The organism is Shewanella electrica, from assembly GCF_022321485.1.
In the GTDB taxonomy this organism is placed as follows: Bacteria; Pseudomonadota; Gammaproteobacteria; order Enterobacterales; family Shewanellaceae; genus Shewanella; species Shewanella electrica.
The window spans coordinates 354,999-367,966 of record NZ_JAKOGG010000003.1 but is presented as its reverse complement, the minus strand read 5'-3'; the positions used below and the strand labels follow the sequence as shown (position 1 = coordinate 367,966).

The following is a 12,968-nucleotide window of genomic DNA, read 5'->3' as shown; positions in this document are numbered from 1 at the left end:
TAATATGAATTACATTAATCACTTACTGTTTGATATTTATCCTTATATTGTCCTCGCGGTATTTGTCATCGGTAGTTGGCTGCGTTACGACTATGGCCAGTACAGCTGGCGCGCTGGCTCTAGCCAAATTATGGATCGTCAAGGAATGCGGCTCGCCTCAAACCTATTCCATATCGGCATTATAGGTATCTTAGGTGGGCACTTTGTTGGACTGTTAACGCCACATTGGTTGTATGAGCCAATAATATCCGCACCGCATAAACAGTTACTCGCTATGACCGCTGGTGGCGTATGTGGTCTGATGACATTGATAGGCGGCGTATTGCTATTAAAACGGCGACTTACGAATACGCGCGTTCGAGCCTCATCTTCTTTTGCAGATATCATGATCCTGAGCTTACTCGTGCTGCAAGCGGCACTCGGGCTGACGACCATAGCCTTCTCTACGGAGCATCTAGATGGTAGTGAAATGCTGAAACTGGCAGATTGGGCCCAGGCAATTGTGACATTCAGAGAAGGCGCGTCCACCAATTTACAGGATGTGGCCTTAATATTTAAACTGCACCTATTTCTCGGCATGACCCTGTTCTTACTATTTCCATTCTGTCGATTAGTTCATATATTTAGCGTACCACTTGAATATATAACCCGTCGTTATCAGTTGGTAAGAAGTCGAAGTTAGCGTAACAAATTTCAAAAAACATACCCATAAATGGCTACTCAATATTGAGTAGCCATTTATTATAAATAACACCTTTTTGATTACCACGTCACACTTATACAATAATTATCTGCTAAGGCTTTGAGTAACGCCGAGGGGTTAGTTAACCTTGACAAATAACATATATGATAAATACATGTTTAGCGCTGATAGTTAATCATAGCTAAGCTACCCCCATATTTTTAGCAAGGATGGACTATTGCTGAGCAACAGCACAACTATTTGTTATGTCACATTCTTATAGCTAAAAACAGTATTTACCACGTTGTTTTCAATCGCGTGATTCTCATATTTTAAAAGTAAAGAGGATTAAAAGGCTCCTGTCCTATTAACAATAGACTATAGATATCACCTTTTAATATTTCAGAAAACGATTGGTAAATAAGCCTAAGTATAAAATGTGTCCCACTAAATTTGAGGTGTAATGTTTATGGCACTAAGTAAAGTTTGTGTGTTGAGTTTATTACTATTCAGTCTACCGTCTGTGGCGCAAGATGATGATCATGCCACCATGCAAGCCAAGTTTCCCAATCAATATCAAAGTTGGGCATCCACCGTTGAACTCAAGCAACGCAAAGATCTGTTAGAAGAGAATCCAGCACTGGTGATCCTATGGGCCGGTGCGGCATATTCTAAGGAATATCACAGTGCTCGAGGCCATGCGTTTGCTGTGGCTGATGTCAGTCATACACTGCGTACAGGCCAAGCCGTGCCTGCCGGTGAGCAGGGGTTATCAGCCAGTTGTTGGACTTGTAAATCACCCGATGTTCCACGCTTAATCAATCAGATGGGGGTTGAAAATTTCTCTGCTAAGAACTTCGCTGATCTTGGCACTGAAATGAAAAACGTGATTTATTGTAATGATTGTCACGTTAAAGGCTCCAGTGAGTTAGCTTTACCCCGACCTCATGCGCAAAAGGCGATGGAAAAAGTCAACTTGCCTTTTGACAAGCAAAACTCAGCGATGCAGGATTCGCAGGTGTGTGGACAGTGCCATGTGACTTACTATTTCCGCCCTGAACGCAGTAACATTGTGAATATCCCATGGATATTCGGTAATACCGCCGACAAAATTGAGCAATACTACGATACACGTCGTTTCTATGAGTGGATCCACCCGATTTCTCGTACACCTTTGGTTAAAGCCCGTCACCCCGAGTTTGAGCAGTGGAGCCGTAGCCCCCATGCCAAGTTAGGTGTGAGTTGTGTCAGTTGCCATATGGGCAATAGTACCGATGCTGAAGGCAACACCTTTACTAACCATAAAGTGATCAGCCAAGCATTAAACAACTACGACGATGTTTGCCAAAAATGCCACAAGAGTAAGCAGGCGCTTACTAGCCGTTTGGATCATGCCAAAGCTGATATTGCAGCTAAGGCCAGAACCGTTGAGCAGTTGTTAGTCAAAGCTCACTATGAAGCCGGTGCTGCATGGGATGCTGGGGCAAACTGGGAGATGATGAACGCTGCCATTATGGATATTCGTCATTCTCAATGGCGCTGGGACTTTGCCATGTCTTCACATGGTTTATATGCCCATAATTCCAAAGAAGCACATGCCTTGCTGGATAAAGCCAACGAACAGGTGACAGCGGCTCGTACGAAATTAGCTGAGATATTAGAGAATCTTAAGGTCACTAAAGTGAATTACCCAGATTATTCCACTAAGACTGCCGCTCAAAAAGCTATAGGAATTAATCTTGAGCAGCTCACTAAAGAGAAACAAAAATTTATTGAGCAGGAAATAGATAAACATTGGCCTGCAGTTAGCCAAGTTGGTTATCAGAACTAACGCGTATAAATATATATTTATTCCCTTCGTAAATAGAAAATGCAAACCCTAAAATTTCTGGGTTTGCATTTTTATAGTAGCTACCAAATTAAAAACATGCTGACAGCATAAATTGACGTAACCGCTTCAATACCCCTAACTTATAATATAGTTTGAATTATTTTCTCGACAACTTTAATTTGACTATTTCCTAAACTGCTATTCATCATTTGCAGGTAAAAATCCTCGCATGTACTTACAATAGGTTTCCTGCGAAACTTATTCCTTCTGCCGTAAGCAGTTCCATCACTGTCAGATTCGACTGCTCCATTTGCTTGATCATGTTGATCGCTTGCTCATAGTCCTGCGACCGATGACAACGCAACGCATTTTGGGCGGAGCTGTGCACCTGCTCATGAGCTTTTTCAAAGTGCGCTGATAAAACCTTAGACGCTGACTGTTGCCATTGACCCAGTCGACATTCCGACGTTGATGGAATGTTGGTATGTTGACTCAAGCCTAATACTTCCTTGTAGATAGCAAATTTAAGTGATAACTCTTCCAAATTGGCGAGCTCCAACGATGACAAAAGTGCCAATTGAGTCATCACTTGTCCTCCTTCTGTGGACATCTGCGTAATATTATCCAGCATGTGATTAGCCTGATGTAGGCTGTTCGAGACATCAGTCGTTGCTGTTGCAGTTGTTTGTAGTGTTTGACTATTGTGTGCCACGTCATCTCTAATCTCTGCGATGCGGCTTGAAATATCGGTGGCGGCGGTTGCCGATTTTGTCGCCAGTTTTCGCACCTCATCAGCCACAACTGCAAACCCTCGTCCTTGCTCTCCCGCTCTTGCGGCCTCAATGGCTGCATTCAGAGATAACAGATTCGTTTGTGCAGCAATCTCTTGAATCAGGCATACCATCTGACTAATTTCAGCCGTTTTATTGTTAAGTTGTTGCAACGAACTGGCGATGCTCTCCACTTGTTGGAAAATGGCTTTGACAGCTTGATAGCTTTCCATCGAGGCTTGCGAGCATTGTTCGGTGACACGTTGTGCCATCAAGCTGTCTTGGGATTGTTGCTCAAGCTGCTCTGAAAGATGGCATAGCGATTGTCCTTGATGCTTCATTGACTGATCGAACTGCAACAGCTGTGCAATGACCTGCTGCTGATAATGTGCAGTCTGTTCGTGAGCTTCAATCTTTTGTTGTAACGTCTGATTCTCTTGTTGCAACTGTGTCAGTTGTTGTTTCAATGTGTCGGCGTCATCCGTAGGGACAAATGCTGCTGGTTGCCTAGTCTTTTCAAAGAAAGTAAACATAAGTAGAGAGCCTCTAGTGAATTAACCCTAAAAAATTAAGCTGGTAACCCACCTGAGCCAAAAACCTCCGCATATATCTGAGATTCAGGTACGCCATATGCCCGTAACTCAGTGATGTAGTGCTGCATAAATGCTAGTGGCCCACAGAGATAGTATTCTGCATCAGTTGCTGATGGCGGTAACACCTCCGTCAGCGCAAAAGGTGCGCGAGTACGTGGCTGTTCACTCCCTCCTTGTTCATCATAAAAATAATGTACCTGTGCACCTTGTTCAGCAAACTCGTCACTGAGCGCTTTAAAAGCGTGCACCTGTGGGTTTCTAGCGGCATGTACAAAATGCAGTGGGCGTGTGCCTTGTTGCAGCAGCGATTGTGCAATCGCAAGCATTGGGGTAATGCCGACGCCGCCACTGAGTAGGACTACGGGGCGCTGGGAGTCTTGCTGCAAGACAAAATCGCCAGTTGGTGCCGATAGTTCTAGCATATCGTTCACATCATAATCTGTGTGCAACAGATTAGAGACTGCGCCCGCAGGCGTTGCATTACCGGCCATTTCGCGCTTTACCGAAATACGAAATTCACTGCCCGTAGCAACATTAGACAAACTGTACTGCCGAGGTTGATAACAACCTAGCTGTTCAACATAAACACGCAGGCTAATGTATTGGCCTGGTTGATAGCTAGGCAGTTGACCGCCATCAAGCGGACGTAGGTAGAAAGAGGTGATCTCTTCACTTTCTATTTGTTTACGCACTATGCGAAATGGCCGCCATCCAGTCCACCCACCATCGGTAGCTATGTGCTGTTGATAAAGATCACTTTCGATACCAATAAATAACTGAGCTAGTTGATGGTAAGCGGCTGCCCAAGCATCAACTAGCGCTGATGTTGCCGCTTCACCTAGCACTTCTTGAATGCTGGCCAACAGATGTTTTCCCACAATAGCGTAATGCTCTGCACGGATCCCGAGGCTGACATGTTTATGGGCAATACGTTCGACAACAGGTAACAGTACCGTAGGATCATCGATATGTTCCGCATAGGCTAATACGGCACCTGCTAGTGCTTGTGGCTGGCGACCATCTTGTTGATGACCATGGTTAAACACATGCTTAAGTTCTGGATTGTATGTCAGCATGCGCTGATAAAAATGGGATGCTAAGGCAACACCGCTGCGCTGTAATACAGGAATGGTGGCGCGTACGAGGACTTTTTGCTGTTCATTCATCGAATTTTTACTCCATATAGTGATGCAAGAGTATGAACGCTATCGCAGTTTTTCTACGGAGGGCTCACTGTCTTAATGAAGTAATTACAACTAACGTGCCAATCACTAATCTGTTGAAATATATATAAATGGTTATTTGATTAGGGTAGAAAAAACCCTAAAATAAATGGTAAAAACAACCATTAGGGTGAAATTAACCATGCCGTTTCTGCCGGATTGTTACGACCTAACTCATGAGCAAGCGCCGCAACTGCGGCTGCGCCATCTCGTACTGCAAATACAACAACTCTTTGCCTGTAGCGCCGTTGGTTTACTGCAGCTTGATGGCGACATGTTAAAACCTGTAGCACTGGTTGGCTTAGTGACCACCACCCATGGTCGTCGATTTGCGATTAGGCATCATCCTCGTCTTGAAAAGATTCTAGCGACACGTGAGTTAGTACATTTTGCGCCAGATTCACCATTACCCGATCCTTATGACGGCTTGCTAGAAACCCAGCAGAATGTTCCGCTACCAGTGCATGATTGTATGGGAATAAGCCTGTGGCCCGATGGCAAATGTTGGGGGGTACTAACGCTAGACTCGATAGAAAAACAGCATTTTAGCTCGGAGCAGATTGCGTTAATACCTCAGTTGGCACGCTACTGTGAGACAGTGGTAAGGCTTAATCGACTAGAGCGCGAGGTAACAAGCTTACGACGGCGAGATGAGCAATTGCATCTTAAAAGCCCCGGTATGAGTGTGACTCAGGAGCTAATTGGTCAACATATGCTCATGCAAGACTTACTGCGAGAAATTGACACGGTAGCGGCTTCAGATCTGCCGGTTTTGCTCCGTGGCGAGACGGGAGTCGGCAAAGAGTTGTTTGCTTGGCGTCTGCACCAAAAGTCACTAAGAAATACGTCCCCAATGATCCATGTAAACTGTGCCGCATTGCCAGAAACGCTGGTTGAAAGTGAATTATTTGGTCATGTCAAAGGTGCATTTTCTGGCGCGACAACAGAGCGCGCAGGCCGTATTGAGGCTGCTGACGGTGGTACTCTGTTTTTGGACGAAATAGGCGAACTACCACTTACCATACAAGCAAAACTACTACGTACGCTGCAAAATGGTGAGATCCAACGTCTAGGGGCTGATAAGCAAATCAAGGTTAATGTCCGCATTATTGCAGCAACAAACCGAAATCTTGTGGAGATGGTAAAGTGTGGCGACTTTCGAGCAGATCTTTATCATCGCTTAACCGTATACCCCGTGGTCATTCCACCACTGCGTGAGCGGGGTGACGACATTCTGTTATTGGCGGGCTATTTTGTAGAGTGTAATCGCAGCCGTTTCAGTTTTCGCAGTTTAATCCTTGCGCCAACAACCGAGCAGCTACTATTGCAATATCGCTGGCCTGGTAATGTACGAGAGTTGGAACATGTTATTAGTCGCGCGGCATTACGTACTGTTAGCCAAGGTGCTGATAAAAAGGAGATCGTCACCATTGAACCATGCCATCTCGATCAAGAGCTACGCCATACGGTTGCGCATCAAACGTCGTTGGTGCCAGCTGCTGTCGCGGTCCCAAGTCATAGGGAGGGGTCACTCAAGCAACAGGTCAATGATTTCCAACGGCAATTACTGCAGCACACACTCATAGAGACCCAATACAATTGGGCCAACGCCGCCAGATTACTTAAGGTTGATGCCAGTAATCTGCATAAATTGGCGCAAAGACTGGGGCTTAAGTAACGTCTTTTCCGACGTGGAGAGCGTAACGCCCATAAAGCTTAGCCATGCTATTTTATGGCGAGCCGCTTGGCTAATCGATGCAGATTCCCTGTATCCATACCGAGCGCACGGGCAGTAGCAGCCCAATTATGCTGGTTATCTTCATAGCATTGTAAAATCAGCTGTTTTTGAAATGAGGCCGTGGCTTGTTTTAAGTTGCACTCTTCCGTAGATGACCACGGCAACCCCGCATGATCAGGCGCTAACTGTTGCAGCGCGTTCACGGTGGGGGCATGGCTGTTATCAATGCCAGATAGCGATAGATGGTGTGGCGTAAGAAGAATATTAACGTCGGCGCTGGACGCATTGGCTAATACCGCCGCACGGCTGATGACATGCTCTAGTTCACGCACATTACCAGGCCAAGGGTAATGTTTGAGGTTGTCGATGGTTTGCCGCTCAAACCGAATACTTTTGATATTGAGCTTTTGTCGAATCCGCTCTGCAAAAAAACCGGCCAGCAGCACCACATCATTATTTCTATCGCGTAATGGAGGCACAAACACCGGAAAAACACTCAATCTATGATAGAGATCGGCCCTAAATCGCCCCGCCATTACCTCCGCTTGCATGTTTCTATTGGTTGCCGCTACAATGCGCGTGTTCACTAATATCGTGCGGTCATCCCCGACTCGCTGAATATCGCCATACTGCAGTGCACGCAGTAATTTCGCTTGTAATGCGAGTGAAAGCTCACCCACCTCATCGAGAAATAAAGTGCCATTGTTGGCTTGTTCAAATTTCCCTTTTCGATGACTTATCGCCCCCGTAAAAGCGCCTTTGACATGACCAAAGAGTTCACTCTCAGCAACCGACTCGGGGAGTGCCGCACAATTAAGATACACCAACGCCTTATCGACACGCTTGGAGCGGTGATGAATCGCACTAGCGACCAACTCTTTGCCGACTCCAGTTTCCCCCATGATAAGCACGGTAAGATCTGTACTCGCTACGGCATCAATTTGCGCTTGTAATGACTGCATTGCCGCAGATTTACCAATCATCTCGTGTTTCATGCTATGGCGCACGGTCAGCGGCTCGCGCTCTGTCTGTTGTTCCAACTTGTCGAGCAGTAATGCCGTGTGCAAGCCACTGGCCGCCAACGCACTTATAAAGCGCAGTTCATCATTAGGGATGTTATCAAACTGATCTGGTGCAAAAGCATCAATAGTGATCGCCCCAATCAATTGGTCATCAATTAGTAGCGGTAAGCCAATACAGGAATGCACATGCAGCTGTTGACCGTGGTTGGGGATCAGCCCGTCATAGGGATCCGCTAAGTCACTGTCTGCGGGAAAACGGACGATATCTCCGGCACGAGCAATTGCTTGCAACCGTGGGTGCGCGTCAATTTCAAAGCGGCGGCCGAGCACTTCCTCTGCCAAGCCATTGATGGCCAGTGGCGTAAATTGCTGCCCTTGCAGTAACAACAAGGCCGAGGCATCACAGTTAACCACTTGTCGAATGGTCGCTAGCAGTCGATCAAATCGATTATCACGGCTCAATCCTGAGTTCAAATCTTTGGTGATACTCAGCCATTGAGGTAAGCGTTCTGCCATTTAAAGCTCCACTGGTTGTCATATTGACAGTATAGCTGTCAATATGACAATTTAAAACAATGTCATATCGACATCTTTTTTCTACTTATTAAAAAATAAATCAATATAAATCAATATATTGAATATTGGCATGTCCAATGCAATAACAAATTGTCAGGCCGATAAACCGTGGCTACCCGATGCCGCGTAGCCATCGCAACAGCAGTAAGTGGCAGGGTCACTAACGCCATCTATCACTGCATCAACTGATGGGCAGTATGTCTCGATTTAGAAGGATAAGAGTGCAATGAGTTTTGCAGAACCTGAAAAGCTAACGTTAATTTTTGATGCCGAAAATAGAGAGGAATGGCAACGAACATCCTACATTTTGGAGCGGCTGGCTATTCGCGATGATATGACCGTCGCTGACATTGGTGCTGGCACTGGATATTTTTCCAACATTTTTGCCGACCAAGCGCAAAAGGTATATGCCATTGACTGCGAGCCCAATATGGTAAGTTATATGCAGCGCCGCTTTCAGCAATCGTCACACAGCAATATCGACATCAGCCAATCCACTAAGACCGATCCCTGTTTGCCTAATGGCGTTGACTTGGTTTTTGTCGCCAACACCTATCGCTTTATTCGAGAGCGCACGCAGTTCTTAAACAATCTGCATGCACAAGTGTCGCCTAATGCACACATCGTTTTTGTTGACTTCAAAGGTGAGCAAGCCCAAGTCTCACCACAAATGGTGGTCGCAGAAGTTGAGCAAGCGGGATTTCGTGTCATCGATTTAGATGTGAGCGGTTGCCCTGACCACTATGTATTGTCATTTGCTAAAGTTAGCTAAAGCGCCATTTGGGAGCGTGGCATAATCGACAGAGACAAATGTTCGGAGGCAGCATGATTCCACAAGCTTTAGCATTGGGTAAAGTCGTACGGCGTATCGATTGGACCGCCCAGCAATTCTCCATTGTTGTTCAGGCTGACATTGCACCGTTCGTTGCAGGGCAGTTTACTAAGCTCGCATTGCAAAACGAGCAAGGTGATTGGATCCGTCGTGCATATTCCATCGTGAATTCGCCGCAAGAGTATGCACAAACTGGCGAATTGGAGTTCTTGATCGTGGCCGCGCCCAATGGGCAGCTTTCCGCCAAATTGCAGCTATTGCAGCAAGGGGATGCTGTTGGAGTGGGCAAACAGTCTAGTGGATTTATGACCTTGGCAGAGGTGCCTAGCTATGCCAAAGAACTATGGTTAATGGCGAGTGGTACGGGCATTGGCCCTTATATTTCCATGCTCAAATTTCCCTCGCTACCTTTTGAGAAAATTGTGTTAGTGCATGCCGTTCGTACCGAGGCGGATCTGGTGTACGCCAGCCAAATAGCGCAATTGCAGGCGCATCACCATAGCTTAACCTTCGTGAAAATTGTCTCTCGAGAAAACGTCAACGGTGTACTATCAGGCCGGATCCCACAATTGCTCCGCAATGGTGCGTTGGAGCAGGCGGCTTCTCTGTCCCTCGATCCTGATAGCAGTTTTGTCTATCTATGTGGTAACCCTTCCATGGTGAAAGACACTGGTGTCGCGTTAAATGAACGTGGGTTAAATAAACATTTAAGGCGTGCACCCGGGCATTATAGTTTTGAAAATTACTGGTAAATGAGGACCATATGATGAACCAGCTTAGTATACCAAAAGATTGGACTATTCAACGCTCAACCCCATTTTTTACCAAAGACAATGTGCCTCAAGCACTGTTAAGTCATCACAATACAGCGGCAGGGGTTTTTGGACAGCTTTGTGTCATGGCTGGCGTGGTCACTTACTATGGCTTTGCTGACGAACATGCCAAAGAGGCTGAAATTAAACGGGTGATCCCGGCAGGAAGCTTCGCCATTAGTCCACCACAATATTGGCATCGTATTGAACTCAGCGATGATGCACAGTTTAATCTCAATTTTTGGTCTGAAGCTAAAACGTAAAATCGGGCTAGAAAAATTCCCACTTTAAGCGTCGTATCGGGGATACAGAACAATTCTTTTAGGTCACAGACAAGCAGTAAAATGAGTTGGTGTTAACACATTAATTAATCTGCTGCGAGAGTGTAAAAAAAATCTGTGTAAATGGCATTCTATCCATGTATTTGAAAGGAATAAAGAATGTCAGTATCAGACCAGCTTATCGATCAGTTATTAGCTGATTACAAATCCCCAGAAGACCTGTTTGGTGAGCAAGGTATCCTTAAGCAGTTGACCAAAAAGCTTGCCGAACGTGCACTTGAAGCCGAGATGGAGCTACATCTTGGTTATGCCAAACATGATGCAGCCGATAAAAATACTGGCAACTCACGCAACGGTAAAAGCCGTAAATCAGTACGTACTATTCACGGCGACATTGAGCTTGAAACGCCGCGTGACCGTAATGGCAGCTTTGAGCCTAAGCTCGTCAAGAAAGGCGAGAAACAGCTCGGTGGCTTTGATGAGCGAATTGTCTCGCTGTACGCCAGAGGTATGTCTACCCGTGATATTCAAGCCCACTTTGAAGAAGCTTATTGTGTTGAAGTCTCGCCGACCTTTATTTCTCAGGTAACCAATGCCGTACTGGACGAGGTTAAAGCCTGGCAGCAGGCCACTGGCCCCAGTGTACCCGGATAGTGTATTTGGACTGTTTAGTCGTCCGCAGCCGCGATTCAGGCAGCATCCAGAACAAGTCCGTTTATCTGGCCCTTGGCGTGAACACAGACGGTGAGAAGGAGCTCCTGGGCTTATGGATAGCGCAAACCGAAGGTGCTAAGTTCTGGCTGTCAGTGATGAACGAGCTGAAAAACTGCGGTGTGGAAGATATCTTTATTGCCTGTGTCGATGGCCTCAAAGGCTTCCCGGATGCCATCGAGGCGGTTTATCCTAAAACGCAGGTACAGCTGTGCATTGTGCATCAAATCCGCAACAGCCTGCGCTTCGTTAGCTGGAAAGAGCGAAAAGCCGTCGCGGCAGACCTTAAAACCATTTATGGTGCAGCCACCTTGCAACAGGCTGAGCAGGCATTAGAGCAGTTTGCCGAGACGTGGGATAACCAGCATCCAAGCATCAGCAAATCTTGGCGCGACAACTGGACAAGGCTTAGTGTGTTCTTCGATTACCCACCGGAGATACGCAAGGTCATTTATACCACCAATGCCATCGAATCACTCAATGCCAGCCTGCGTCAGGTCACCAAGACTAGAAGGTCATTCCCAAGTGATGATGCGGTGCTGAAGTTACTGTATCTGGCTTTACACCAGATTGCTAAAAAGTGGACAATGCCACTGCGAGATTGGAAGCCTGCCATGACGCAGTTTATGATCATGTACGGTGACCGTGTGTCGTTATGATAAACAGCCACTTACACAGAATATTTTATAGTCTCTCATCTGGGGTAGAAAATAGAAACTGCGTTCCCTCACATGCTCGCCGTATTTGTCGCTCAAAAAATTCCTTTTGCTTTTGCTCTTGCTCTAAAGCTACTTCATCGTTGAATGATGGATCATCTAAATCGTGACGAATGACGTGGTAAATGAAATTCTCAATCTGAAGAGACTCAATTACAGGAGGGGTCAAAACTGCCATTTTACTTCCATATTTCTGAGTAGTAATTCTGTAACTCTGTTATTACATAGGCATTGTTTTGGATATAAAGTGGACGGTATGAATATCAAAATTTGTGAGCAATAAGACCAACAAACCAAAGACTTATTGCCGTACCTTTATATTGTTAATAACTAATTGATTATTAAAAATAAATTACTTATTAACATTGTTTGATTCTGTTGAATCGGGGTTAGAACGAACATACTCCTCACCATTGATGTTTACGACATGGTGATTGGGATGCTTGCCTTGTTCAACTTCTTGAACCAACCGATTACGGTCAACAACGCCACGCCCAGTAATGGTATAAGAATCATTTTCCCCATTTTCACCATCGTGATTTCCGCGAATATTTTTAGCCATAGTCAATAATCCCTTAGAGAATGTGATGAAATTATCACCATTCTCATATTGTGGCTATCGGTGTGTGTTTTCAATAGTGTTGGTTTAAATTTGTGCATTTGGAGGTATCAAGAAAAATTTAAACTAACTAGATGATTTCTTTCCCAACGGGTGCTGTGTTAAGCCATTCTTGTTATTCATTATCTGCTTCAGCATTTTTACGAACTAAATCAAAACCATGTTTAATGCCCGATAGCACTTCTGACTCATACGATTTGTCCGTTCCTACTAATTTTGCCAGCGCGATACCTAGTTCATTGGCAAGATCGCAAAGTTCGAGATCGCTGCTTGGTAAGGCTTGCACCGATGTGCGCACGGTTTTGAGCAACTCATCGATATTCACTGTCGGTCTTGTGTCTTTTTGATTTGGACCATCGTTAATACAGGACAATCCCTTTTCTTTACAGATAGCTATGTAGGTTTGTAGTGAGCGACGGCCTTCAATTTCAAGATGTCGTAGGTCATTGGCATAGAAATCTGCGCCACCGTTTAGGCCCACAAATTCCCCTCGATATTGACCGGACTCTTGGTCAAGCGTGACGTTAGCTTGAACGCCATCAATAACTATCTTATTACTCAT

12 protein-coding genes and 1 pseudogene are annotated in these 12,968 nt (G+C 45.5%); 7 read left to right on the top strand and 6 right to left on the bottom strand.

Going from position 1 to position 12,968, the window contains the following annotated elements:
- Positions 1 to 4: 4 nt before the first annotated feature.
- The gene (gene narI / locus L9G74_RS06495; protein WP_238895485.1) at positions 5 to 682 is read left to right on the top strand and encodes a respiratory nitrate reductase subunit gamma; all 678 of its coding nucleotides are present in this window, start codon (positions 5 to 7) and stop codon (positions 680 to 682) included.
- 469 nt (positions 683 to 1,151) lie between these two features.
- Positions 1,152 to 2,513, top strand: a complete 1,362-nt coding sequence (locus tag L9G74_RS06490; protein ID WP_238895484.1) for an ammonia-forming cytochrome c nitrite reductase subunit c552 — start codon at positions 1,152 to 1,154, stop codon at positions 2,511 to 2,513.
- A 235-nt stretch (positions 2,514 to 2,748) separates the two neighbouring features.
- On the opposite strand, the gene L9G74_RS06485 is transcribed toward L9G74_RS06490, so the two are convergent.
- Entirely contained in the window at positions 2,749 to 3,816 is a 1,068-nt protein-coding gene (locus L9G74_RS06485; protein ID WP_238895483.1) for a methyl-accepting chemotaxis protein, read from the bottom strand.
- A 35-nt stretch (positions 3,817 to 3,851) separates the two neighbouring features.
- Entirely contained in the window at positions 3,852 to 5,042 is a 1,191-nt protein-coding gene (gene hmpA / locus L9G74_RS06480; protein WP_238895482.1) for an NO-inducible flavohemoprotein, read from the bottom strand.
- A gap of 199 nt (positions 5,043 to 5,241) precedes the next feature.
- Here hmpA and norR (L9G74_RS06475) point away from each other — a divergent pair, with 199 nt between their 5' ends.
- On the top strand, positions 5,242 to 6,777 hold the full coding sequence (gene norR / locus L9G74_RS06475) for a nitric oxide reductase transcriptional regulator NorR (RefSeq protein WP_238895481.1): 1,536 nt from the start codon (positions 5,242 to 5,244) through the stop codon (positions 6,775 to 6,777).
- Between the two features lie 47 nt (positions 6,778 to 6,824).
- Here norR (L9G74_RS06475) and norR (L9G74_RS06470) read toward each other — a convergent pair whose 3' ends face one another.
- The gene (norR, locus tag L9G74_RS06470; RefSeq protein WP_238895480.1) at positions 6,825 to 8,375 is read right to left on the bottom strand and encodes a nitric oxide reductase transcriptional regulator NorR; all 1,551 of its coding nucleotides are present in this window, start codon (positions 8,373 to 8,375) and stop codon (positions 6,825 to 6,827) included.
- A gap of 286 nt (positions 8,376 to 8,661) precedes the next feature.
- Between norR (L9G74_RS06470) and L9G74_RS06465 the strand changes: the two genes are divergently transcribed.
- From L9G74_RS06465 to L9G74_RS06450, 4 genes and pseudogenes are all read left to right on the top strand, one after another.
- Complete coding sequence (locus tag L9G74_RS06465; RefSeq protein ID WP_238895479.1) at positions 8,662 to 9,207, top strand: class I SAM-dependent methyltransferase; 546 nt, start codon at positions 8,662 to 8,664, stop codon at positions 9,205 to 9,207.
- Between the two features lie 53 nt (positions 9,208 to 9,260).
- The gene (locus tag L9G74_RS06460) at positions 9,261 to 10,019 is read left to right on the top strand and encodes a ferredoxin--NADP reductase (RefSeq protein WP_238895478.1); all 759 of its coding nucleotides are present in this window, start codon (positions 9,261 to 9,263) and stop codon (positions 10,017 to 10,019) included.
- A 14-nt stretch (positions 10,020 to 10,033) separates the two neighbouring features.
- On the top strand, positions 10,034 to 10,342 hold the full coding sequence (locus L9G74_RS06455; RefSeq protein ID WP_238895588.1) for a TehB family protein: 309 nt from the start codon (positions 10,034 to 10,036) through the stop codon (positions 10,340 to 10,342).
- Between the two features lie 177 nt (positions 10,343 to 10,519).
- Positions 10,520 to 11,730 (top strand): annotated as a pseudogene (locus tag L9G74_RS06450) (IS256 family transposase).
- 25 nt (positions 11,731 to 11,755) lie between these two features.
- On the opposite strand, the gene L9G74_RS06445 reads toward L9G74_RS06450, so the two are convergent.
- From L9G74_RS06445 to L9G74_RS06435, 3 genes are all read right to left on the bottom strand, one after another.
- Positions 11,756 to 11,965: a hypothetical protein gene (locus tag L9G74_RS06445; protein WP_238895477.1), complete on the bottom strand. Its 210-nt coding sequence runs from the start codon at positions 11,963 to 11,965 to the stop codon at positions 11,756 to 11,758.
- A gap of 174 nt (positions 11,966 to 12,139) precedes the next feature.
- Positions 12,140 to 12,349 carry a DUF3892 domain-containing protein gene (locus tag L9G74_RS06440; protein WP_238895476.1) on the bottom strand — a complete coding sequence of 70 codons (210 nt, stop codon included), beginning with the start codon at positions 12,347 to 12,349 and terminating at the stop codon, positions 12,140 to 12,142.
- A gap of 172 nt (positions 12,350 to 12,521) precedes the next feature.
- Positions 12,522 to 12,968, bottom strand: coding sequence for a hypothetical protein (locus tag L9G74_RS06435; protein WP_238895475.1), 447 nt, complete (start codon positions 12,966 to 12,968; stop codon positions 12,522 to 12,524).

Excerpts from the sequence above, each read along its gene's own strand:
- L9G74_RS06455 (WP_238895588.1), top strand. The coding sequence starts at position 10,034 with ATGAACCAGCTTAGTATACCAAAAGATTGGACTATTCAACGCTCAACC.
- L9G74_RS06435 (WP_238895475.1), bottom strand. The coding sequence starts at position 12,968 with ATGAGTAATAAGATAGTTATTGATGGCGTTCAAGCTAACGTCACGCTT.
- L9G74_RS06460 (WP_238895478.1), top strand. The coding sequence starts at position 9,261 with ATGATTCCACAAGCTTTAGCATTGGGTAAAGTCGTACGGCGTATCGAT.
- norR (WP_238895480.1), bottom strand. The coding sequence starts at position 8,375 with ATGGCAGAACGCTTACCTCAATGGCTGAGTATCACCAAAGATTTGAAC.
- hmpA (WP_238895482.1), bottom strand. The coding sequence starts at position 5,042 with ATGAATGAACAGCAAAAAGTCCTCGTACGCGCCACCATTCCTGTATTA.
- norR (WP_238895481.1), top strand. The coding sequence starts at position 5,242 with ATGCCGTTTCTGCCGGATTGTTACGACCTAACTCATGAGCAAGCGCCG.
- L9G74_RS06485 (WP_238895483.1), bottom strand. The coding sequence starts at position 3,816 with ATGTTTACTTTCTTTGAAAAGACTAGGCAACCAGCAGCATTTGTCCCT.
- L9G74_RS06440 (WP_238895476.1), bottom strand. The coding sequence starts at position 12,349 with ATGGCTAAAAATATTCGCGGAAATCACGATGGTGAAAATGGGGAAAAT.
- L9G74_RS06445 (WP_238895477.1), bottom strand. The coding sequence starts at position 11,965 with ATGGCAGTTTTGACCCCTCCTGTAATTGAGTCTCTTCAGATTGAGAAT.
- L9G74_RS06465 (WP_238895479.1), top strand. The coding sequence starts at position 8,662 with ATGAGTTTTGCAGAACCTGAAAAGCTAACGTTAATTTTTGATGCCGAA.
- narI (WP_238895485.1), top strand. The coding sequence starts at position 5 with ATGAATTACATTAATCACTTACTGTTTGATATTTATCCTTATATTGTC.
- L9G74_RS06490 (WP_238895484.1), top strand. The coding sequence starts at position 1,152 with ATGGCACTAAGTAAAGTTTGTGTGTTGAGTTTATTACTATTCAGTCTA.